This is a genomic window from Cupriavidus sp. FW305-27 (assembly GCF_058787995.1).
Window position 1 is genome coordinate 36,073 of the sequence record NZ_JBYTAG010000032.1, and the last position, 20,736, is coordinate 56,808.

Here is a 20,736-nt window from a genome sequence, read left to right on the forward strand (position 1 = left end):
CACGAACCGCATGGAGAACAACATGCCCCTCTATCCCATCCTCAGCGCCCTGCTCGGCTATCCCGAGCAGGAACTGCTCGACGCCCTGCCCGAGATCGATGCCGCGCTGGCCGAATGGCCGCAGGCGTGCGAGCTGCTGGCCCCCGTGACCGGGCTGCTGCGCAGCGAGTCGCTGATCGCGCTGCAGGAGAACTACGTCGCCACCTTCGACCGCAACCCGGCGCACTCGCTGCACCTGTTCGAGCACGTGCACGGCGAAAGCCGCGACCGCGGCCAGGCCATGGTCGACCTGATCGACGAATACCGGCGCGAAGGCTTTGAACCCGCCGCGTCCGAGCTGCCCGACTACGTGCCGCTGTTCCTGGAGTTCCTCGGCGCGCTGGTGGCCGACGGCAAGGAAGCGCGCGCCGAGCAATTGCTGGGCGACGCGATCCACGTGCTGGCCGCGATCGGCGAGCGCCTGGCGCGCAACGAAAGCCCGTACGCCGGCGTGTTCGCGGTGCTGCGCACGCTGACCGACGTGCAGCCGCAACCGCAGCAGGAGCCGCCGGTGCGGGATATGGATGAAGCGCTGGAGACCTTCGGGCCGGGGGCTGATGGCGTGGAGCCGTTGCTGGCGCCGCAAGGCGGGCCGCAGGCGGTGAAGTTCTATCCGCGCGATCCGCGTGTCAGGGCGCCTATGCCGGCTGCCTGCTGACTCCTCACGCGGACCCGCGGTGTTCTCCCCTCTCCCGCTTGCGGGAGAGGGGAACACAGTTGGCAATTGAGACGACCGAACCTGCCTCAAAGGCAGCTACAGAGCAAACACCATGGCAACCCTCCACCAATTCCTCTACGGCATCTATCCGTACATCGCTGCCGCCATCTTCCTGTTCGGCAGCCTGGCCCGCTTCGAGCGCGAGCAATACACCTGGAAGACCGACAGCTCGCAGGTGCTGTACCGCGGCAACCTGCGCACCGGCAACATCCTGTTCCACGTCGGCATCCTCGGCCTGTTCTTCGGCCACCTGGTCGGCCTGCTGACGCCGGTGGCGGTGTGGGATGCGCTGGGTGTCGCGCACGGCTTCAAGCAGGCCGTGGCAATGGCCGCGGGCGGCGTGATGGGCACCATGTGCCTGGCCGGACTGCTGATCCTGCTGCACCGCCGCCTGACCAATGCCCGCGTGTCGGCCGTGACCCGCACCGGCGACAAGGTGCTGCTGCTGTGGCTGCTGGTGACGCTGCTGCTGGGCCTGTCCACCATCTTCGAATCCGCCAGCCACATGGACGGCCACATGATGGTGCAACTGATGACCTGGGCCCAGCACCTCGTCACGCTGCGCGGCGACGCCGCCAGCTATATCGCCGATGCGCCGCTGCTGTTCAAGGCGCACCTGTTCATGGGCATCACGCTGTTCGCGATCTTCCCGTTCACGCGGCTGGTGCATGTGTGGAGCGGCTTCGCCTCGGTCGGCTATCTCGGCCGCGCCTGGCAACTGGTGCGCAGCCGCTGAGCGCCGCCACCCGACAAGGAGAAACAGCATGCCTGTCACCGTCAACGGCGTGGAACTGCGCGACGCCGATATCGAACGCGAGCTGGACCACCATCACGATGCCGCCAACCCGGCGCGGCTGGCCACCATCTCGGCCATCCTGCGCCAACTGGTGCGCACCGAAGCCGACCGTATCGGCCTTGCCGCCGAAGGACTGGACGACGACGCCCTGGCGCTGGCCCTGCTGGAACGCGAGGCCGGCATCCCCGAGCCCGACGAAGCCAGCTGCCGCCGCCACTACGACAGCCGCCCCGAGCGCTTTCGCGACGGCGAATGGGTCGAGGCCGACCATATCCTGTTCCAGGTCACGCCGCGCGTGCCGCTGGACGCGCTGCGCGAGATCGCCGCGCAGACGCTGGCCCTGGTGCGCGGCGATCCTTCCACCTTTCCCGAGCACGCCCGCGCGCTGTCCAACTGCCCGAGCGGCGCCAACAGCGGCCGCCTTGGCCGCGTGTTCCGCGGCGAGACCGCGCCGGAATTCGAGCGCGCGCTGTTCGCGGCGCAGCAGGACGGCGTGCTGCCGCATTTGCTTGAAACCCGTTATGGCCTGCATATCGTGCGCGTGCTGGAACGCTGCCCCGGCACGCGCCTGCCCTTCGATGCGGTGCGCGGCGACATTGCCCGCGCCCTGGCCAGCGCCGCGCGCGACCGTGCCTGGAAGCAGTACGCCAGCCTGCTGATCGGGCGCGCGCGCATCGAAGGCATCGAGCTGGAGGGCGCCGACAGCCCGCTGGTGCAGTAGCGCCTGGATGCCGCCATGCATCACATCGAACAACTGCTCAAAGGTTTCGAACGCTTCCAGCAACGCTATTTCGACGACGAGCCCGGGCTGTTCGACACGCTGCGCACCGGCCAGCGCCCGCCCACGCTGCTGATCGGCTGCAGCGATTCACGCGTCGATCCTGGCCTGCTGCTGGGCTGCGATCCGGGCGAGCTCTTTACCGTGCGCAATATCGGCAACCTGGTGCCACCGTGCACCGGCCGCCATGAAGGCAGCCTGCACGGCGTATGCGCGGCGATCCAGTTTGCCGTGCAGCAGCTGCGCGTGGCCCGCATCATCGTGATGGGCCACGGCGGCTGCGGCGGCATCCGCGCCTTGCTGGCGCAGCCGGCCGACGCCGGCGACCATGCGCCCGACGAAAGCGAAGACCCCGACTACATCGGCGCCTGGGTGCGCATCGCGGCACCGGCGCGCAGGCAGGTGGAGGAAGCCCTGGCTGCGGCCAGCGCCGCCGAGCGCCAGCGCGCCTGCGAACAGGCGGCGATCCTGGTGTCGCTGCGCAACCTGCAGACTTTCCCGTTCGTGCGGCGCGCACTGGAGGCCGGCACGCTGACGCTGCACGGCTGGTATTTCGACCTGCAGGCCGGCGCGCTGCTGGCCTATTCGCAGCGTGCCGACAGCTTCCTGCCGCTGGTGTGCCCGCTGCCCGCCCAAACTGAACTCCGCGAACCCTGCGAACCCTGACCCCATGCATCCCTTCATCCTTGGCATTACCGGCACCTCCGGCAGCGGCAAGACCACGCTGATCACGGCACTGCTGCCGTGGTTCCGCGCACAGGGCCTGACCGTCAACGTGATCAAGCACAGCCATCATCCGCTCGAACTGGAGCCGCCGGGCAAGGACAGCGCGCGCTTTCGCGGCGCCGGCGCGGCCGAGGTGATGGTGGCATCGCCCTATCGCTTCGCCATCGTGCGCGAACTGGCCGACGAGGCCGAGCCGACGCTGGCCGAGCAGGTGGCGCGCCTGCGGCCGGCCGATATCACGCTGGTGGAAGGCTTCCGGCGCGAGGCGATTCCGCGCATCGAGGTCTACCGGCCGGCGCACGGGCGCGCGCCCTACTACCCGGGCGACCCTTCGATCGTCGCACTGGCCACCGACGCGCGCATGGATACGGTGCTGCCTTGCATGGCCCTTGACGACATTGCACAGGTGGGGGGCTTCATCCTCGCCATGAAGGATGAGGCGGGGGCGGCGAGCGCGGCCGCCGCGTTCAGTCGCTCGCGCGACGGTGCAACGGCCAGATGACGTTCACGGCCTCGCCATCGTTGCGGTAGGCGTGGCAGGTGTCCAGTATCCAGGGCCGGGGTACGGGCTCGTCTCCCGCCAGCTTGGCATGCCACGGCGACTGTTCGCGCTGGACCGACATGATGGTCTGCATCGCGGTGGTTGCCAGCGGCCCCAGCAGCTCGGTCAGGTGGGTACAGCCCTTGGCGCCCCCCAGGCGCGCCCTGGCCTGCTGCCGGAAGCCGCCGCCGATGCGCAGGCCCTCGAGCTGCCGATAGGCGGCGTTGATCTCCGCGCAGTATGGCGTCGGTCCGGTCTCGGTGCGGGCCTCGAAGCGCCGGATCACCAGGTCCGCGCCGATCGTCATGCACAAACGCATCCGGTGAATGAAGCCCCCGTCGGGCACGCTGACAAAGGGCAGTTCGGTGGCGTCGGCGGAAATATCATCCATATCGGCCTCGATGTCATAGAGGCCATCGTCGCGCAGATAGCCGCGGCATTCGATCTGGCGGGTGTGACGCAGCGTGCGTCCGGGTTGGGGCGTGAGGGCTGTTTCCATGCGTGTGTCCGTCGGGCTTCTGGTATTGCCGGTCATGATGGACGCTAGCGGCGCCGGAATCGCCCCCCAGTATCGGGTGGCGCGGCTCCGGTGCCGCGCAGGATTGCCGCCAGATGGCTACCAGCTGCTGTCCGAGCTGCCCGCGCCGGAGGCACGGTGGCTGGCAAAGTGCTCCAGCAGGAAGTCCACCAGCGCCCGCACCTTGTCCGGGCGATGGTTGCGCGCCGGGAACACCAGGTGGATATCCGCGGGCGCGAACTGCCATTGGGGCAGCACCCGGCGCAGGGCGCCGCTGCGCAGGGGCTCCGCAACATCCCACTCGGAGCGCACGATCAGGCCCTGGCCATCGAGCGCCCAGGCCAGCGCCGATTCCCCGTCATTGGTGCTCATGGTGCCGCGGACCTTGATGGTCTCCTGCTGCGCGCCATGGCGCAGGTGCCAGGTGCCGAAGGTCTCGTCGGCTTCGCGGATGAAGATGCAGTTGTGCCGCGCCAGCTCGCGCGGGCTCGATGGCTCGCCCCGCGCTTCCAGGTAGGACGGCGCGGCACAGAGCAGGCGGCGGTTGTTGGCCAGCAGGCGCGCCGTCAGGCGCACGTCCGGCATCTCGCCAAAGTGGATCATGGCGTCCAGGCCCTGCTCGACCAGGTTCAGGGGCCGGTCGGTCAGGTAGAGCTGGACCTCGATATTCGGACAGCGGCGCGAGAACCCCGACAGCGCCGGCGCGATATGCCGCCGTCCGAAGCCGAGCGTGGCGCCGATCTTCAGCAAGCCGTGCGGGGTGCTGCCGGTGCCCGCGATCGATCGCTCCAGCGCCTCCATCTCCGCGAGGATCCGCGCTCCCTCCACCAGATAGCTCTCCCCTTCCGGCGTCAGGCTGATGCGGCGCGTGGTCCGGTGCAGCAACCGGACGCGCAGCCGTGCCTCCAGCCCCGCCAGCCGCTTGCTGACGGCGGGCGGCGTCACGCCAAGCTCCTGCGCGGCGCCGGTCAGGCTGCCCTGCTTGTTGATGCACGCAAAGAACGCGACGTCCGAGAGGTTATCCATTGGTGAATACCAGGAAACAAAGAAGTAACTGAGTTTGAATTATGTGCCCATAGGTGAATGATACGATGGTTTCCATAACGATTCCTAAACCAGGAGACACCCATGAAAGTTGCCCACCTCACGGCCTTGCTGCTGTGTGCCGCGTCGATCGGCACGGCCGCGGCGCAGTCCTATCCCCAGCGCCCGGTGCGTCTGGTCGTGCCGTACGCCCCGGGCGGCAGTGCCGACATCGCCGCCCGCCTGGTCTCGGATGCCTGGTCGAAGAGCCTGGGCGGCACCATCGTGGTCGAGAACCGTGCCGGCGCCGGCGGCAATATCGGCGTCGATGCCGTGGCCAAGGCCGCCGCCGACGGCTACACCATCGGCCTGCAGACGGTGTCCCTGGCCATCAACCCGGGTCTGTTCCCGCGCATGCCGTATGACACGCTGAAGGACCTGGCCCCGATCGGCATGGTCGCCAGTTCGCAGCACGTGCTGGTGGTCAACAACAACGTGCCCGCCAGGAACCTGCAGGAACTGATCGCCGCTGCCAGGGCCACGCCGGGCAAGCTGACCTACGGGTCCGCGGGCAACGGCAGCACCTTCCATATGTCGGCCGAGCTGTTCAAGTCGGTGGCCAACGTCTCCATCGTCCACGTGCCGTACCGCGGCGGCGGCCCGGCCCTGGTCGACACCATCGCGGGCCAGGTCGACATGAGCTTCCCGGTGATCTCGGCCGCGCAGCAGCATGTGCAGGGCGGCAAGCTCAAGGCGCTCGCCGTCACCGGCAGCAAGCGCGCGCCGCAGTTGCCCAATGTGCCGACCGCGGCCGAGGCGGGCCTGCCCGGCTATGCCTTCGAGACCTGGTTCATGGTGTTTGCCCCCGCCGGCACGCCCAGGCCCGTGATCGACAAGCTGAACGCGGCGCTGAACACCGCGCTGGCCGCGCAGGCAACCCGTGAGCGCATGCTCAAGGAAGGCTTCGAGCCCACCCCGACCACGCCCGAGGCCGCGCGCCAGCGCCTGGAAAAGGAGATACCCGTGTGGGCCAACCTGATCAGGCAGCGCGGCATCACCGCGGAATAACGACAGACAAGGCAGTTGCCATGACCCCCAAGACGCTATACCAGAAGCTGGTCGACTCCCATACCGTGGCCAGGCTCGACGACGACAATGTGCTGTTGTACTGCGACCTGCACCTGATGAACGAGTACACCAGCCCGCAGGCCTTCGCCGGGCTGCATGAACAGGACCGCGGCGTGCTGGTGCCCGGACAGAACGTCTCGGTGGTCAGCCATATCATCCCGACGCACCCCACCGCGATCCGCGTGATCGCGGATCCGGCCTCGGCGCTGCAGGCCACCAACCTGCGTGCCAACTGCGAGCGGCACGCGATCCCGCTGTTCGACACCAACGACACGCTGCAGGGCATCGAGCATGTGATCGCGCCCGAGCACGGCATGATCCGGCCGGGCATGGTGGTGATCTGCGGCGACAGCCATACCACCACCTACGGTGCGCTCGGCGCGCTCGGCTTCGGCATCGGCACCTCCGAGGTCGAGCATGTGCTGGCCACCCAGACGCTGGTCTACCGGATGGCCAGGACCATGCGCATCCGCGTGGACGGCAAGCTGCCCGCCGGGACCACCGCCAAGGACCTGATCCTCAGGATCATCGGCGCGATCGGCGCGCAAGGTGCACGCGGCTATGTGGTGGAGTACTGCGGATCGGCGATCCGCGACCTGAGCATCGAGGCCCGCTTCACGCTGTGCAATATGACTGTGGAGGCCGCGGCGCGCGGCGCGCTGATCGCGCCGGACGCGGTCGCCACGGACTATGTGCTGCGCCGCGCCGTGGATATCGAAGGCCCGCAGCGCGACGCCGCGCTCAGCTACTGGGCGACTCTCCAAAGCGATGCGGACGCCGTGTTCGACATGGACTTCGTGTTCGACGCAAGCGAGATCGAGCCCTACGTCACCTGGGGCACCAGCCCGGACCAGGTACTGCCGGTTTCCGGCCAGATCCCGTTCCCGGAAGACCAGCTCGACGAGGCCGAGCAGCGCTCGGTCGAGCGCGCGCTGGCGTACACGCACCTGCAACCGGGCGCCGCGCTGGCAGGCACGCCGATCCAGCACGTCTTCATCGGCTCCTGCACCAACGGCCGCATCGAGGACCTGCGCGCGGTGGCCAGCGTGGTGCGCGGCCGCAAGGTGGCCGCGGGGGTCAGGGCCATGGTGGTGCCCGGGTCGGGCGCGGTCAAGGCCCAGGCCGAGCGCGAGGGCCTGGCCGAAGTCCTCACCGCCGCCGGCTTTGAATGGCGACAACCGGGCTGCTCGATGTGCCTGGCCATGAACGACGACGTGCTCGCCGACGGCGTGCGCTGCGCTTCCACCACCAACCGCAATTTCGAGGGCCGGCAGGGGCGCGGTGCCATCACCCACCTGATGAGCCCGGCCATGGCCGCTGCGGCCGCCGTCACCGGCGTCATCACCGACGTCCGCAAGCTGGAGATCACCCATGCCTGAACCCACCTGCATCGCCGGCAAAGGCGCCGCCATCCGCTTCGAGAACCTCGATACCGACCAGATCATCCCCAAGCAGTTCCTGCGCGGGATCGACAAGTCGGGGCTGGCCGAGGGCATTCTCTACGACCACCGCTTCGACGCCAGCGGCGCGCCGCGCCCTGGCTTCGTGCTGAACCGGCCCGAGTACGCCGGCGCCAGCATCCTGGTGAGCGGCGCCAACTTCGGCTGCGGCTCCAGCCGCGAGCACGCCGTCTGGGGCCTGCAGCAATTCGGCATCCGCGCCGTGATTGCGCCGAGCTTCGGCGAGATCTTCTATTCGAACGCGATGAACAACCGGCTGCTGCTGGTGATGCTGCCACGCGAGGTGATCGGGCCGTTGATGAACGACGTGGATGCGGACGCGGCCAACACCATCAGCATCGATGTCGAGGCGATGCGCGTGCGCACGCCCTCCGGCGACTACGCCTTCGAGCTGTCGGCACGGCACCGCCGCATGTTTATCGAAGGGCTGGACATGATCGGCCTGTCGCTGCGGCAGCGCGGCGAGATCGAGCAGTTCATCCAGCAATACCGGAGCGCGTTCCCGTGGACAACGAACGTGGCCAGGCGCACGCGCGACCGCCTGAGCGCGACCTGAAGCCTGCCCTGCAAGCGCGTCGCCTCCGCGGCGCGCTTGCCCCGCTGCAAACGACAAGGATCAACACCACCCCACACTTCGTTCCCGCACCGCCGCCACCGTTTGATGCCAGTCAATTCCATGTCGTCAGTGTGTCCGCATGATTTCCACACGACGACAGGTGCCCGCCACGCAGGCATGGGCACCGCGAAACAGCTTTCCTCACCGCTGATCCACGGCACCCATGAAAGCAAAAAACTGGCTGTACCCGGCAATCGCGGCATTGCCGCTCTCACTCTGGCTCGGGCTGCCACATGCAGCCACCAAGGCAGAACCGAAGGCGGAACCGAAAGCCGCCATCCCCACCCTCACTGCCGCTGAGTTCGACCACGCCCGGCAGATCTACTTCGAGCGCTGCGCCGGCTGTCACGGCGTGCTGCGCAAGGGCGCGACCGGCAAGGCGCTGACGCCGGACATCACCCGCGCACGCGGCACCGAGTACCTGAAGACCTTCATCAAGTATGGCAGCCCCGCCGGCATGCCGAACTGGGGCACCTCGGGCGATCTTACTGACCCGGAAGTCGACCTGATGGCGCGCTATATCCAGCTCGACCCGCCGACCCCGCCCGAATACTCGCTGGCCGATATCGAGAAAAGCCGCAAGGACATCCTGCCGGTGGCCCAGCGTCCGACAAAGAAGATGAACCAGTACAACCTGGACAACCTCTTCTCGGTGACGCTGCGCGATGCCGGCGAGGTCGCGCTGATCGACGGCGACAGCAAGCAGATCATCAATATCGTCAAGACCGGCTACGCGGTGCATATCTCGCGCATGTCGGCGTCCGGGCGCTACCTGTACGTGATCGGCCGCGACGCGCGGCTGGACCTGATCGACCTGTGGCTGCCCAAGCCCGATATCGTCGCGGAAGTGAAGGTCGGCATGGAGGCGCGCTCGGTCGAGACCTCCAAGTACAAGGGCTATGAAGACAAGTACGCCGTGGCCGGCTCCTACTGGCCGCCGCAGTACGTGATCATGGAAGGCGACACGCTCAAGCCGCTCAAGGTGGTCTCCACGCGCGGCATGACCGTGGACAACGAATACCACCCCGAGCCGCGCGTGGCGGCCATCGTCGCCAGCCATTTCCATCCGGAGTTCGTGATCAACGCCAAGGAGACCGGCAAGATCCTGATGGTCAACTACTCGGACTTGTCCAACCTGAAGACCACCACCATCGATTCGGCCAAGTTCCTGCATGACGGCGGCTTCGACGCCACCGGCCGCTACTTCCTGGTGGCCGCCAATGCGTCCGACAAGATTGCCGTGGTCGACACCAAGGAAGACAAGCTGGCCGCGCTGATCGACGTGGGCAAGACCCCGCATCCGGGGCGCGGCGCCAACTTCATGCATCCGAAGTTGGGCCCGGTCTGGGCCACCAGCCACCTTGGCGACGAGACCATCAGCCTGATCGGCACCGACCCGGCCGGACACCCGGCGCAGGCGTGGAAGGTGGTGCAGACCATCAAGGGCCAGGGCGGCGGCTCACTCTTCATCAAGACCCACCCGAAGTCGTCCAACCTGTGGGTCGACACGCCGCTGAACCCTGACGCCAAGCTCAACCAGTCGGTGGCGGTGTTCGACACGCGCAACCTGGAAGCCGGCTACAAGGTGCTGCCGATCGCCGACTGGGCCGGCCTGAAGGGCGCGGGCGCCAGGCGCGTGGTGCAGGCCGAGTACAACAAGGCCGGCGACGAGGTCTGGTTCTCGGTCTGGGGCACCAAGGACGGCGAGTCCGCGCTGGTGGTGGTCGACGACAAGACCCGCACGCTCAAGACCGTGATCAAGGACAAGCGCCTGATCACCCCGACCGGCAAGTTCAACGCCTATAACACGCAGCACGACGTGTACTGAGCCGGCGCCACCATGCGTAATCACATCGCCTGGCGGCGCGCTGCGCTGGCGGGGCTGGCAGCGGCCTTGCTGGGCGCAGCGCCCGGCGCGGCGGCCCAGCCCACCGCTGCCCGGCAGGCGCAGCTTGCGCACTGGCTGCGCGATGACTGCGGCGCCTGCCACGGCATGACGCTTGGCGGCGGGCTGGGCCCGCCGCTGACGCGCGAGGCACTGTCCGGCAAGCCGCCCGAGGGCCTGGTCGCCACCGTGCTGTACGGCCGCCCCGGCACCGCGATGCCGCCCTGGCAACCCTTCATGACGCAGGATGAAGCCCAATGGCTGATCGATCGACTGCAGGCCGGCAAGCCACCGGCCGCCTCGCCGCAAGGCAACTGATCCGCGGCCTGGCCGCGGCCTTGTGCGCCACCGTTGCCGCCGCGCTGGTGGCCGGTTGTGCCAGCGCCGCGCGCGGCACCGGCGACCTGGGCGTGGTGGTGGAGCGCGCCGCCGGACGGCTGCAGATCGTCGAGACCACCGGCATGACCCGGCTGGCAACCGTGGAAGGACTCGGTGATTTGTCCCATGCCAGCGTGGTGTTCTCGCGCAACACACGCTACGCCTATGTCTTCGGCCGCGACGGCGGCCTGACGCGCGTGGACCTGCTCAGCGCCCGCATCACCCACCGCGTGCTGCAGGCGGGCAACAGCATCGGCGGCGCGATCTCGCAGGACGGCCGCGTGGTGGCCACGCAGAACTACGCGCCCGGCGGCATCCGCCTGTTCGATGCCCAGACGCTTGAGCCGCTGGCTGACCTGCCGGCCATCGGCAATGACGGCCGCCGCTCCAAGGTGGTGGGCCTGGCCGACCTGCCCGGCCGCCGCTTTGCCGCCAGCCTGTTCGAATCCGGCGAAATCTGGATCATCGATGCCGGCGATCCGCGTCAGCCGCAGGTGACACGCCTGCCCGCCGGCCGCGAGCCGTACGACGGACTGGTCACGCCCGATGGCCGCTGGTACCTGGCCGGCCTGTTCGGTGAGGACGGCCTGGCGCTGGTCGACCTGTGGCAGGCGCCGCTGCAGTCGCGCCGCGTGCTGTCCGGCTACGGCCGCGGCAGCGCGCCGCTGCCGGTCTACAAGATGCCGCACCTGCGCGGCTGGGCCATGGCCCAGGGCTTGGCCTGGCTGCCGGCGATCGGCCGTCATGAGGTGCTGGTGGCCGATCCCGCCAACGGCTGGCAGCAGGCCGCGCGCGTGGCGCTGGCCGGCCAGCCGGTCTTTGTGATGGCACGCCCCGACGGGCGCCAGGTCTGGGTCAACTTCGCCTTCCCCCACAACGACACGGTGCAGGTGATCGACACCGCCACGCGCCAGGTGGTGCGCACGCTGCATCCCTGCCGCGGCGTGCTGCACATGGAGTTCACGCCCAAGGGCGAGTCCCTGTGGCTGTCCTGCCGCGACGACAACCGTGTCGAGATCTACGACACCGCCAGCCTGGCGCGAATTGCCACGCTGCCCGCCGACAGCCCCAGCGGCATCTTCTTCACCGTGCGCGCGCAACGGTTCGGCATGTAAAGGGACACCATGTACGATGAACTGAGCGTCTACGACACCCTGCAGCGCGATTTCCCGCTGCAGCCGCGGCCCTACCAGGCGCTGGCCGGCAAGCTCGGCCTGTGCGAGCACACGCTGCTGAGCCTGCTGGCGCGCGACCTGGGCAACGGGCGCATCAGCCGCGTCGGCGCGGTGTTCGCGCCCAACGTGATCGGCGTCAGCACGCTGGCGGCGCTGTCCGTGCCGCCGGCCCAGCTGGACCGCGTGGCGGCGCGCGTCAGTGCCTGCGCGGCGGTCAGCCACAACTATGCGCGCAGCGGCCATCCGTACAACCTGTGGTTCGTCGCGGGCGCGCGCGAGCGCCGCATGCTCGATGTCACGCTGGCGTCGATCGGGGAAATGACCGGCCTGGCGCCGCTGGACCTGCCCATGGCCCGCGAGTATCACATCGACCTCGGCTTCCCGCTCGCGCGCCCGGGCAGCGCACGCGCCCGCCGCGCTGCCAGCGCGGCCGCTCCCGCCGCGCCTGTCGCCCTGGACGATGACGACTGGCGCCTGGTGGCCGCACTGGAAGCCGGCCTGCCGCTGACGCCACGCCCGTTCCACGCACTGGCAGCGCAAGCGCGGATGGCGATGCCTCAGGTCCTGGAGCGGCTGACGCGCTGGTCCGCGCAGGGCGTGATCCGGCGCCTGGGCGTGGTGCTGCAGCATGGGCGCTTCGGCTTCGGCCACAACGCCATGTGCGTGTGGGATGTGCCCGACGCGCACGTGGACGCCATCGGCATGCGGCTGGCGCGGCTGGCGCGCGTGACCCTGTGCTACCGCCGCGCGCGCCGGCTGCCCGACTGGCCCTACAACCTGTTTGCGATGGTCCATGCGCGCAATGCGCAAGACTTGCTGCCCGCGCTGGCGCGCATCCATGCCACCGCCGGGCTGGAACATGCGCCCGGGACCGTGCTGGTCGGCACGCGCTGCTACAAGCAGCGCGGCACACGCTATGCCATGCAGGTGTCGGCATGACCCGTGCCATCGCCGCACTCGACCCGCTCGACCGCCGCATCATCAACGCGCTGCAGCGCGGCCTGCCCCTGGTGCCGCATCCGTATGCCGAAGCGGCGGCGGCGCTCGGCATCACCGAGGCCGAACTGCTGGAGCGGCTGCGCGCACTGCTTGCCGCAGGCGTGCTGACACGCTTCGGCCCGCTGTACCAGATCGAGCGCGCGGGCGGCAGCTTCGTGCTGTGCGCCTGCCATGCACCCGCCGAGCGGATGGACGCCGTGATCGCTGCCATCAACGCGCACCCCGAGGTCGCCCACCACTACGCGCGCACGCATCACCTGAACCTGTGGTTCGTGCTGGCGGTGGCGAGGCAGGAAGATGTCGCGCCGGTACTCGCGCGCATCGCGGCGGCGGCCGGCGTCGAGATCCTGCCGTTCCCGAAGGAACGCGAGTTCTTCGTCAACCTCTACCTGCCCGCCTGATGCCCAAGCCTGTCGATCCCGTCGACCTGGCGCTGATCCGCGCCACGCAAGCAGGACTCCCGTTGGTGCCGGCGCCCTACGCGGCAGTGGCCGGCGCACTCGGCCTGACCGAACAGGAAGTGATGGCGCGGCTCGCCGCGATGCATGCGCGCGGCGTGCTGCGTCGTATCGGCGCCGTTCCCAACCACTACCGGCTGGGCTGGCGCGCCAACGGCATGACCGTGTGGGACGTGGACGATGCGTTCATCGACATGCTCGGCGAGCGCATCGGCGCCCTGCCCTTCGTCAGCCATTGCTATCGCCGTCCGCGCCACTTGCCGCATTGGCCCTACAACCTGTTCGCGATGGTCCATGCGCGCTCCCGCCAGGACGCCGCGCCGCAGGTTGCCGCGATCGCGGCACTGCTTGGCGACGCCTGCCGCGCGCACGACGTGCTGTGGTCCACCCGCATCCTCAAGAAAACCGGGCTGCGCCTGCCGCCGCCCGGCCCAGACCAATAGGAAACCCCGCCCATGTTCCGCCTGTCCCGCTTCATGGAAGCCCTGCGCGATGCCGGCCCGGTGCCGCCGCCGCGCAAGCCCGCCGGCCCGGTGGTGATCTGGAACCTGATCCGCCGCTGCAACCTCAACTGCCGGCACTGCTATGCAACCTCCGCCGACACGGACTTCAAGGGCGAGCTGGATACCGCCGAGGCGCTGCGCGTGCTCGACCAGTTGCGCGATGCGCGCGTGCCCGCGCTGATCCTGTCCGGGGGCGAACCGCTGCTGCGGCCGGACCTCTACGAGATTGCCGCACGGGCGCGCGCACTCGGCTTCCACCTGTCGCTGTCGTCCAACGGCACGCTGCTCGATGCGGGGCATGCCGCGCGGCTAGCGGCAGCGGGCTTCGACTACGTCGGCGTCAGCCTGGACGGCCTGCCCGCCACGCACGACCGCTTCCGCCGCAGCGACGGCGCCTTTGCGCAGGCGCTGGCGGGCCTGCGCGCCGCGCGTGCGGCCGGCCTGCGCGTGGGCGTGCGCATGACGCTGACCGAAGCCAACGCGGCGCAACTGCCCGACCTGGTGGCGCTGACCGAGCATGAGGGCATCGACAAGTTCTACCTGTCGCACTTCAACTATGCTGGCCGTGCACGCAGCCATCGCGCCGAAGACGCGCACCATGCGCGCACCCGCGCCGCGCTCGACTGGCTGTTCGACCACGTCTGGCAGCGCACGCAGCAGGGCCATGCGGGCGACTTCGTCACCGGCAACAACGATGCGGATGGCGTGTACCTGCTGTACTGGATCGCCAGGCGCTTGCCGCATCGCCTGGTGGATATGCGCCAGCGGCTGGAACACTGGGGCGGCAACGCCACCGGGGTCGGCGTGGCCAATATCGACAACCTCGGCAATGTCCATCCCGACACGATGTGGTGGCACGTGACCGTGGGCAATGTGCGCGAGCGGCCGTTCGGCGAGATCTGGGCCAGCCGCGCCGATCCGCTGATGGCGGGCCTGGCCAGCACGCCGCGTCCGCTGCAGGGGCGTTGCGCGGGCTGCGCATATCGCGCCATCTGCAACGGCAATACCCGGGTGCGCGCCTTTGCGCTGACAGGCAACGCCTGGGCGGAAGACCCGGGCTGCTACCTGAGCGATGCCGAGATCGCGCATGCGCCGGGCACGGAGGTGGCGGCATGAAGACCGTGCTCCGATGGCTGGTCGGCCTGGCCTTTGCCTGCGCCACGCAAGCCGCCATGGCCGCCGACCCCGCGGCGCTCTACAGCCAGCACTGCGCCGCCTGCCATGGCGCGGACCGCCTCGGCGCCATGGGCCCCGCGCTGCTGCCGGAAAGCCTGGAACGCCTGCGCGCCAGCGAACTTGACCAGGTGCTGCACGCTGGCCGCGCCGCCACGCAGATGCCGGCATTCGCCGGCACGCTGGCCGAGCCCGACTTGCAGGCCCTGGCGCGCTGGCTGCGCACGGCACCCGCAGCCACGCCGCAATGGAACGCGCAGGCCATCCGCGCCAGCCATATCGTCCACCACGCCCCCGGCAGCCTGCCGGCGCGGCCGCTGTTCGGCGCCGATCCGCAGAACCTGTTCGTGGTGGTGGAGGCCGGCAGCCATCATATGACCGTGCTCGACGGGGACCGGCTGGCACCGGTCCATCGCTTTGCCACCCGTTTTGCGCTGCGCGGCGGCCCCAAGTTCAGCCGCGACGGCCGCTATGTCTACCTGGCCAGCCGCGATGGCTGGGTCAGCAAGTACGACCTGTGGAACCTGGCCTATGTGGCGGAGATCCGGGTCGGCGTGAACACGCGCAACATCGCCGTCAGCGATGATGGCCGCTGGGTGCTGGCCGGCAATACGCTGCCGCGCACGCTGGTGCTGCTCAATGCCGAAGACCTGTCGCTGGCGCGGGTGATCGACGTGAAGGGGCGCAATGGCGAGGCCTCGCGCGTCTCCGCCGTCTACGACGCCGCGCCGCGCCACAGCTTTATTGCCGCGCTGAAGGATATCGCCGAGGTCTGGGAGATTCCGTACGCCGATGCGGCCGGTGCGCCGCTGCCGGCGCTGGCACCTCGCGTGGTGGTGCTGGACGATGTGCTCGACGACTTCTTCTTCGACCAACCCTATCGCCATATCCTGGGCGCCTCGCGCAAGGGTGGCGGCCAGGTGATCGACCTGCAGCAGGGTCGAAAGGTCGCGGCGCTATCGCTTGGCGGCATGCCGCACCTGGGCAGCGGCATCACCTGGCAGCGCGACGGACGTGAGGTGATGGCCTCGCCCGACCTCGGGCAAGGGCGCATCACGGTGATCGACATGCAGGACTGGCACACGGTCGCCACCGTGCCGACCAACGGTCCGGGCTTCTTCCTGCGCAGCCATGAAAACACCCCCTACGCCTGGGCCGATGCCATGATGAGCCCGAGGCGCGACACGCTGCAGGTGATCGACAAGCAAAGCCTGCGGGTGGTCGGCAGCGTTACTCCGAGCGCGGGGCGCACCGCTGCCCACGTCGAATTCACGCGCGACGGGCGCTACGCGCTGGTCAGCCTGATGGAGCGCGACGGCGCCATCGTGGTGTACGACGCGGCCACCTTGCAGGAGGTCAGGCGCCTGCCGATGGACAAGCCCATCGGCAAGTACAACGTCTTCAACAAGACCACGCGCTCGGCCGGCACCAGCCACTGAGCCGGCGTGGTGATGCCCGATCGCAGGAGCCCGAGATGAATCCACCCCTGAAACCCGGCAAGGTCTGGCTGGTCGGCGTCGGCCCGGGTAGCCCGGACCTGGTCACGGTACGCGCCATGCGCGCGCTGGCCGCGGCCGAGGTCTGGCTGGTCGATGACCTGATCGCGCCGGAGATGTCCTGCTATGCCAGCCCCGGCACCCATGTTGAGTGGGTCGGCAAGCGCGGCGGGCGCTGCTCGGTCAGCCAGGAACGCATCCAGAAGGTGACGCTGCAGCACGCGCTGGCCGGCCGCAGCGTGGCGCGCGTCAAGGGTGGCGATCCGCTGCTGTTCGGGCGCGGCGGCGAAGAAGCCGCCTTCCTGCGCGGCCACGGCGTGGCCGTCGAGATCGTCAATGGCATCAGCAGCGGCATCGCCGCCGCGCAGGCACTGGGGATTGCGCTGACGCACCGCGCGCACTGCCACGGCGTGACCTTCGTAACCGGCCATACCAGCGCGCACGGCTCGCCCGACTGGCAGGCGCTGGTGCGTGGCGGCACCACGCTCGTGATCTATATGGGCATGAGCCGGCTCGCGGCGATCCGCGACGGCTTGCTGGCGGCGGGCATGCGCAGCGACATGCCGGCGGCAGTGGTGATGCATGCCGGCAGCGAGCAGGCACGCAGCTGGACCGGCACGCTCGGCACGCTCGCCGAAGCGCTCGCGGCGGGGCTGGCCAGCCCGGCCGTGATGCTGGTGGGTGGGGTGGTTGCAGACACGCTGCAAGCGGTGCACGCGATCGTGCCGGACGCTGGCTCGCTGGCCGCGTAGCGTCGGCTGCCAGCAAGTTCTACCGAGTTCCGGCGACCCGATTGTGTGCTCCCACTCCCGCTTGCGGGAGGGGGAGCAAACCCGCAGCATGCGGATGCCGTCAGCAATCGCGCAGTGCACTCACCTCAATACGGTAATCCCACATAATTCTCCGCCAGCACCCGCGACGCAGCCTCCGACCCCACCACATAATCCAGCTCCGCCCGCTGCATCCGCAACGAGAACGCATCCGCATCCGGGAACCGGTGCAACAGCGAAGTCATCCACCACGAGAAGCGCTCGGCCTTCCACACGCGCTGCAGGCAACGCGCGGAATAGCCATCGAGGCCGCTGGCATCGGCACGGCGGTAACGGGCTTCAAAGCCTTCGGACAACGCCAGCACATCACTGGCCGCCAGGTTCAACCCCTTGGCCCCGGTAGGCGGCACGATATGCGCCGCGTCGCCCGCCAGGAACAGCCGGCCAAAACGCATCGGCTCGGACACAAAGCTGCGCAGCGGCGCAATGCTCTTCTCGATGCTGGGCCCGGTCACCAGCGCGCTTGCCGTCTGCGGATCGAGCCGGCTGCGCAGCTCCTGCCAGAAGCGCTCGTCTGACCAGTCTTCCACGCGCTCGCTAGCCGCCACCTGCACGTAATAGCGGCTGCGGTGGCGCGAACGCATGCTGCACAGCGCGAAGCCGCGCTCATGGCTGGCATAGACCAGCTCATCGGCAACGGGGGGCGTCTCCGACAACAGCCCCAGCCAGCCGAACGGATAGACCCGCTCGAACACCTGCCGCGCCGCGGCCGGCACGCTCTCGCGGCAGATGCCGTGAAAACCGTCGCAGCCGGCGATGTAGTCGCAGGCCACCTCGTGCATGGCCCCATCCTTGCGATAGCGCACGGACGGCGTGCTGCCGTCGAAACCGTGCACGCTCACCTCCTGCGCTTCATAGACGGTGGGGGTGTCATCGGCGCGGCGCGCATCCATCAGGTCGCGCGTGACCTCGGTCTGCCCGTACACCGTGACGCTGCGCCCGATCAGCGCATGCAGGTCGATATGGTGACGCTGCCCGCCGTACGACAGGGCGATGCTGTGGTGGACCAGGCCTTCCGCATGCAGCCGCCCGGCCACGCCGGCGCGTTCCAGCGCGTCGACGGTGACGCTCTCCAGGATGCCCGCGCGGATGCGGCCAAGCACGTATTCGGGACTGCGTTGTTCGATGATGATGTTGTCGATGCCGGCGCGTGTCAGCAACTGGCCGAGCAGCAGGCCGGCCGGGCCGGCGCCGATGATGGCAACCTGGGTGCGCATGTCTTGTCTCCTTGTGGTTATCGGTCTTCTGCCGCTAAAGATAGTCGGCGGAGACCCGCCAAGGAATGGACAGATCGAACCAATGACAGGACAATCGGAACATCGATGGTAAACACCTAAGCCACCGTGAAACCTGTCCCGACGTACTCTCTGTATGGCATCAATCCCTCGGAACTGCTGGAAAACCAGCTCCATTTCGAATCCATTGCCGCACGCAGCCGCCTGCACGGATGGGAGATCAAGCCCCATCGGCATGATCGCTTCCTGCAAATTCTGTACATTCACTCAGGCGCCGGCGAAGCCTTGCTGGAGGAGCGGCGCGAACGGCTGCGCAGCGGCTCGCTGGTGACGATGCCGCCACGGCACATCCACGGCTTTGTCTTCACGCCGGATACCGACGGCATGGTCGTGACCATGACCGACAGCCACCTGCGCACGCTGCTGGCGGGTGTGCCGGATGCGCTACCGCTGTTCGCCGATCCGCGCCACGACCGCGTGCGCCGGGGCCACCCGCTGGCCGATACGCTGGCACTGGTTCGCGGCGAGATGGAAACCGTGTCCGCCTGGCGCGGGGCGTCGCTGTCGGCGTTGCTGACGCTGCTGCTGATCGGCATCGCGCGGCTGGCCAATGCCGCCGCGCCGGCCGCGGCGCGCAGCGACAGCCGGCCCGCGCGGCATTTCCGGCTGTTCCAGCAGTTGCTCGAATCCGACTATCGTGAGCACAAGGACATCACGCACTATGCAAGCGCCATCGGCATCACACCCACGCAGCTCAACCGCGTGTGCCGCCAGGCTTGCGGGCAGTCGGCCCTGCAGATGATCCACGCGCGCGTACTGGCCGAGGCGCAGCGCGACCTGCTGTTCAGCGACCTGGAGGTCAAGCACATCGCCCTGTCGCTCGGGTTCGCTGACGCGGCCTACTTCTCGCGCTTCTTTGCACGGCTGGTAGGACAGGCGCCGACTGAGTTCCGGCAGTCGGGGCGTGCGCGGCTGCCGGCATTTGCGATGCCACCGCCCGCGGATGCGGCGGGCTGACCGCTCAGCCTGCCTGGTCGATTTCGGCGAACACCTCCTCGGCCAGATGAAATGCCGAGTTCGCCGCCGGCACGCCGCAATAGATCGCGGCCTGCAGCAAGACCTCCTTGATCTCGTCGCGCGTCACGCCGTTGTTGGCGGCGGCGCGCAGATGGAGCTTCAGCTCCTCGGCGCGGTTCAGCGCCACCATCATGGCGATCGTCAGCAGGCTGCGCGTATGCCGCGGCAGGCCTTCGCGCGTCCAGATCTCACCCCAGGCATAGCGCGTGATGAGGTGCTGGAATTCCTCGTTGAGCGGGGTCAGCCGCGCGAGCGAACGGTCCACGTGCGCGCTGCCCAGCACCTCGCGCCGCACGGCAAGGCCGGCGTCGTAGCGCGCATGGTCGTCGGTCACCGGCAGCCGGCCGCGCACGAAATCGAGCAGCGCCGCCGTGAAGCGGCCGGGCTGCTCGAAGCTGGAAATATGCGCGGCGGGCAGTTCGACAAAGCGGGCGCCGGGAATCGCGTCGGCCAGCGCGCGGCCTTCCTGCGCAGGGGTCGACGGGTCCTGGCTGCCGGCGATGACCAGCACCGGCACCTGGATCGATGCGACCGACTCGCGGAAATCGGCGTCGCGCACGGCCGCGCAACTGGCCGCATAGCCGCGCGGAGCGAGCCCGGCCAGCACATCGCGCAGGCCGTCCAGCGCGCGCTCGGCCGTGGCGGCAAACTCCGGCGTGAACCAGCGCTCGACCGAAGGCGCGACCATCACGGCCATGCCTTCGCGCCGTACGGTCTCGATGCGGGTATTCCAGCCGTCGGCATTGCCGATCTTCGCGGCGGTATTGGCCAGCACGATATGCGAGAACCGCTGCGGCGCATGGATGCCCAGCCACATCCCGGTGAGCCCGCCCATCGACAGGCCACAGAACACCGCCTGCCCGATCCCCAGCGCATCCAGGATGGCGATGACGTCCTGCCCGAGCTGCGCCACGGTAAAGGCATCGCCCGGCGCGGTCGAGCGGCCGTGGCCGCGGGTGTCGTAGCGCACCACGCGATAGCGACCGGCCAGCGCGGCAGCCTGCGGCTCCCACATGGTGTGGTCGGTGCCGAGCGAGTTCGAGAAGAAGATGGCCGGCGCGGACTCGGGGCCGTCAACGGTGTAGAAGAGCCGGGCGCCGGCGTGGTCGAGGTAGGGCAATGCAGTCTCCTTGGGTGCGCGGCCGGCGGCGTGGCCGGCGCATCGCGGTAGTTCCGGGCTCAGGG

General features: G+C 68.9%; 22 protein-coding genes. 18 read left to right on the forward strand and 4 right to left on the reverse strand.

Annotation, left to right across the window (positions count from 1 at the left end; genetic code table 11):
• The first annotated feature begins 22 nt into the window (after positions 1-22).
• The 5 genes from narJ to mobB all read left to right on the forward strand — a co-directional run bounded on the left by narJ (position 23) and on the right by mobB (position 3,559).
• On the forward strand, positions 23-697 hold the full coding sequence (gene narJ, locus AC3WRI_RS16930; protein ID WP_492293632.1) for a nitrate reductase molybdenum cofactor assembly chaperone: 675 nt from the start codon (positions 23-25) through the stop codon (positions 695-697).
• Positions 698-809: 112 nt separating this feature from the next.
• Entirely contained in the window at positions 810-1,493 is a 684-nt protein-coding gene (gene narI, locus AC3WRI_RS16935) for a respiratory nitrate reductase subunit gamma (RefSeq protein WP_010810868.1), read from the forward strand.
• A gap of 28 nt (positions 1,494-1,521) precedes the next feature.
• Positions 1,522-2,274: a peptidylprolyl isomerase gene (locus AC3WRI_RS16940; RefSeq protein ID WP_492293634.1), complete on the forward strand. Its 753-nt coding sequence runs from the start codon at positions 1,522-1,524 to the stop codon at positions 2,272-2,274.
• A gap of 15 nt (positions 2,275-2,289) precedes the next feature.
• Positions 2,290-2,997 (forward strand): carbonic anhydrase, encoded by a 708-nt coding sequence (locus AC3WRI_RS16945; protein ID WP_010810866.1) that lies wholly within the window; start codon positions 2,290-2,292, stop codon positions 2,995-2,997.
• 4 nt (positions 2,998-3,001) lie between these two features.
• Entirely contained in the window at positions 3,002-3,559 is a 558-nt protein-coding gene (mobB, locus tag AC3WRI_RS16950) for a molybdopterin-guanine dinucleotide biosynthesis protein B (protein ID WP_010810865.1), read from the forward strand.
• On the opposite strand, the gene AC3WRI_RS16955 is transcribed toward mobB, so the two are convergent.
• Positions 3,525-4,097, reverse strand: a complete 573-nt coding sequence (locus AC3WRI_RS16955; protein ID WP_439669391.1) for a DUF2889 domain-containing protein — start codon at positions 4,095-4,097, stop codon at positions 3,525-3,527. The two genes, mobB and AC3WRI_RS16955, sit on opposite strands and share 35 nt — an antisense overlap.
• Positions 4,098-4,214: 117 nt before the next feature.
• The gene (locus AC3WRI_RS16960; protein WP_010810863.1) at positions 4,215-5,141 is read right to left on the reverse strand and encodes a LysR family transcriptional regulator; all 927 of its coding nucleotides are present in this window, start codon (positions 5,139-5,141) and stop codon (positions 4,215-4,217) included.
• 102 nt (positions 5,142-5,243) lie between these two features.
• Here AC3WRI_RS16960 and AC3WRI_RS16965 point away from each other — a divergent pair, with 102 nt between their 5' ends.
• The 12 genes from AC3WRI_RS16965 to cobA all read left to right on the forward strand — a co-directional run bounded on the left by AC3WRI_RS16965 (position 5,244) and on the right by cobA (position 17,161).
• The gene (locus AC3WRI_RS16965; protein WP_492293636.1) at positions 5,244-6,206 is read left to right on the forward strand and encodes a tripartite tricarboxylate transporter substrate binding protein; all 963 of its coding nucleotides are present in this window, start codon (positions 5,244-5,246) and stop codon (positions 6,204-6,206) included.
• A gap of 20 nt (positions 6,207-6,226) precedes the next feature.
• Positions 6,227-7,645, forward strand: coding sequence for a 3-isopropylmalate dehydratase large subunit (gene leuC, locus AC3WRI_RS16970; RefSeq protein ID WP_010810861.1), 1,419 nt, complete (start codon positions 6,227-6,229; stop codon positions 7,643-7,645).
• Complete coding sequence (leuD, locus tag AC3WRI_RS16975) at positions 7,638-8,282, forward strand: 3-isopropylmalate dehydratase small subunit (RefSeq protein ID WP_010810860.1); 645 nt, start codon at positions 7,638-7,640, stop codon at positions 8,280-8,282. Before leuC ends, leuD begins: the two co-directional genes overlap by 8 nt.
• A gap of 223 nt (positions 8,283-8,505) precedes the next feature.
• Positions 8,506-10,170 (forward strand): cytochrome D1 domain-containing protein, encoded by a 1,665-nt coding sequence (locus AC3WRI_RS16980; protein ID WP_439669393.1) that lies wholly within the window; start codon positions 8,506-8,508, stop codon positions 10,168-10,170.
• Positions 10,171-10,182: 12 nt separating this feature from the next.
• The gene (locus AC3WRI_RS16985; RefSeq protein ID WP_010810858.1) at positions 10,183-10,545 is read left to right on the forward strand and encodes a c-type cytochrome; all 363 of its coding nucleotides are present in this window, start codon (positions 10,183-10,185) and stop codon (positions 10,543-10,545) included.
• Positions 10,485-11,720 (forward strand): cytochrome D1 domain-containing protein, encoded by a 1,236-nt coding sequence (locus tag AC3WRI_RS16990; protein ID WP_010810857.1) that lies wholly within the window; start codon positions 10,485-10,487, stop codon positions 11,718-11,720. The genes AC3WRI_RS16985 and AC3WRI_RS16990 overlap by 61 nt, the downstream gene beginning before the upstream one ends.
• A 9-nt stretch (positions 11,721-11,729) precedes the next feature.
• Positions 11,730-12,719: a siroheme decarboxylase subunit beta gene (ahbB, locus tag AC3WRI_RS16995; RefSeq protein WP_492293638.1), complete on the forward strand. Its 990-nt coding sequence runs from the start codon at positions 11,730-11,732 to the stop codon at positions 12,717-12,719.
• The gene (locus AC3WRI_RS17000) at positions 12,716-13,180 is read left to right on the forward strand and encodes an Lrp/AsnC family transcriptional regulator (RefSeq protein WP_010810855.1); all 465 of its coding nucleotides are present in this window, start codon (positions 12,716-12,718) and stop codon (positions 13,178-13,180) included. The genes ahbB (AC3WRI_RS16995) and AC3WRI_RS17000 overlap by 4 nt, the downstream gene beginning before the upstream one ends.
• A complete protein-coding gene (ahbB, locus tag AC3WRI_RS17005) occupies positions 13,180-13,680 on the forward strand; it encodes a siroheme decarboxylase subunit beta (protein WP_011617756.1) in 501 nt (166 codons plus the stop codon). The genes AC3WRI_RS17000 and ahbB (AC3WRI_RS17005) overlap by 1 nt, the downstream gene beginning before the upstream one ends.
• A gap of 12 nt (positions 13,681-13,692) precedes the next feature.
• A complete protein-coding gene (gene nirJ / locus AC3WRI_RS17010) occupies positions 13,693-14,856 on the forward strand; it encodes a heme d1 biosynthesis radical SAM protein NirJ (RefSeq protein WP_010810853.1) in 1,164 nt (387 codons plus the stop codon).
• Positions 14,853-16,352 (forward strand): cytochrome D1 domain-containing protein, encoded by a 1,500-nt coding sequence (locus AC3WRI_RS17015; protein WP_492293640.1) that lies wholly within the window; start codon positions 14,853-14,855, stop codon positions 16,350-16,352. The genes nirJ and AC3WRI_RS17015 overlap by 4 nt, the downstream gene beginning before the upstream one ends.
• A gap of 35 nt (positions 16,353-16,387) precedes the next feature.
• Positions 16,388-17,161 (forward strand): uroporphyrinogen-III C-methyltransferase, encoded by a 774-nt coding sequence (gene cobA, locus AC3WRI_RS17020; RefSeq protein ID WP_492293642.1) that lies wholly within the window; start codon positions 16,388-16,390, stop codon positions 17,159-17,161.
• Between the two features lie 125 nt (positions 17,162-17,286).
• On the opposite strand, the gene pobA is transcribed toward cobA, so the two are convergent.
• Positions 17,287-18,456, reverse strand: a complete 1,170-nt coding sequence (pobA, locus tag AC3WRI_RS17025) for a 4-hydroxybenzoate 3-monooxygenase (protein ID WP_492293644.1) — start codon at positions 18,454-18,456, stop codon at positions 17,287-17,289.
• 126 nt (positions 18,457-18,582) lie between these two features.
• On the opposite strand from pobA, the gene AC3WRI_RS17030 reads away from it, so the two are divergent.
• Positions 18,583-19,491, forward strand: a complete 909-nt coding sequence (locus AC3WRI_RS17030) for a helix-turn-helix domain-containing protein (protein ID WP_011617760.1) — start codon at positions 18,583-18,585, stop codon at positions 19,489-19,491.
• Between the two features lie 4 nt (positions 19,492-19,495).
• On the opposite strand, the gene pcaDC is transcribed toward AC3WRI_RS17030, so the two are convergent.
• Positions 19,496-20,671: a bifunctional 3-oxoadipate enol-lactonase/4-carboxymuconolactone decarboxylase PcaDC gene (gene pcaDC, locus AC3WRI_RS17035; protein ID WP_492293646.1), complete on the reverse strand. Its 1,176-nt coding sequence runs from the start codon at positions 20,669-20,671 to the stop codon at positions 19,496-19,498.
• Positions 20,672-20,736: the final 65 nt, after the last annotated feature.

Coding starts and splice junctions, on each gene's coding strand:
- narJ (WP_492293632.1), top strand. CDS start 23: ATGCCCCTCTATCCCATCCTCAGCGCCCTGCTCGGCTATCCCGAGCAG.
- narI (WP_010810868.1), top strand. CDS start 810: ATGGCAACCCTCCACCAATTCCTCTACGGCATCTATCCGTACATCGCT.
- AC3WRI_RS16940 (WP_492293634.1), top strand. CDS start 1,522: ATGCCTGTCACCGTCAACGGCGTGGAACTGCGCGACGCCGATATCGAA.
- AC3WRI_RS16945 (WP_010810866.1), top strand. CDS start 2,290: ATGCATCACATCGAACAACTGCTCAAAGGTTTCGAACGCTTCCAGCAA.
- mobB (WP_010810865.1), top strand. CDS start 3,002: ATGCATCCCTTCATCCTTGGCATTACCGGCACCTCCGGCAGCGGCAAG.
- AC3WRI_RS16955 (WP_439669391.1), bottom strand. CDS start 4,097: ATGGAAACAGCCCTCACGCCCCAACCCGGACGCACGCTGCGTCACACC.
- AC3WRI_RS16960 (WP_010810863.1), bottom strand. CDS start 5,141: ATGGATAACCTCTCGGACGTCGCGTTCTTTGCGTGCATCAACAAGCAG.
- AC3WRI_RS16965 (WP_492293636.1), top strand. CDS start 5,244: ATGAAAGTTGCCCACCTCACGGCCTTGCTGCTGTGTGCCGCGTCGATC.
- leuC (WP_010810861.1), top strand. CDS start 6,227: ATGACCCCCAAGACGCTATACCAGAAGCTGGTCGACTCCCATACCGTG.
- leuD (WP_010810860.1), top strand. CDS start 7,638: ATGCCTGAACCCACCTGCATCGCCGGCAAAGGCGCCGCCATCCGCTTC.
- AC3WRI_RS16980 (WP_439669393.1), top strand. CDS start 8,506: ATGAAAGCAAAAAACTGGCTGTACCCGGCAATCGCGGCATTGCCGCTC.
- AC3WRI_RS16985 (WP_010810858.1), top strand. CDS start 10,183: ATGCGTAATCACATCGCCTGGCGGCGCGCTGCGCTGGCGGGGCTGGCA.
- AC3WRI_RS16990 (WP_010810857.1), top strand. CDS start 10,485: ATGGCTGATCGATCGACTGCAGGCCGGCAAGCCACCGGCCGCCTCGCC.
- ahbB (WP_492293638.1), top strand. CDS start 11,730: ATGTACGATGAACTGAGCGTCTACGACACCCTGCAGCGCGATTTCCCG.
- AC3WRI_RS17000 (WP_010810855.1), top strand. CDS start 12,716: ATGACCCGTGCCATCGCCGCACTCGACCCGCTCGACCGCCGCATCATC.
- ahbB (WP_011617756.1), top strand. CDS start 13,180: ATGCCCAAGCCTGTCGATCCCGTCGACCTGGCGCTGATCCGCGCCACG.
- nirJ (WP_010810853.1), top strand. CDS start 13,693: ATGTTCCGCCTGTCCCGCTTCATGGAAGCCCTGCGCGATGCCGGCCCG.
- AC3WRI_RS17015 (WP_492293640.1), top strand. CDS start 14,853: ATGAAGACCGTGCTCCGATGGCTGGTCGGCCTGGCCTTTGCCTGCGCC.
- cobA (WP_492293642.1), top strand. CDS start 16,388: ATGAATCCACCCCTGAAACCCGGCAAGGTCTGGCTGGTCGGCGTCGGC.
- pobA (WP_492293644.1), bottom strand. CDS start 18,456: ATGCGCACCCAGGTTGCCATCATCGGCGCCGGCCCGGCCGGCCTGCTG.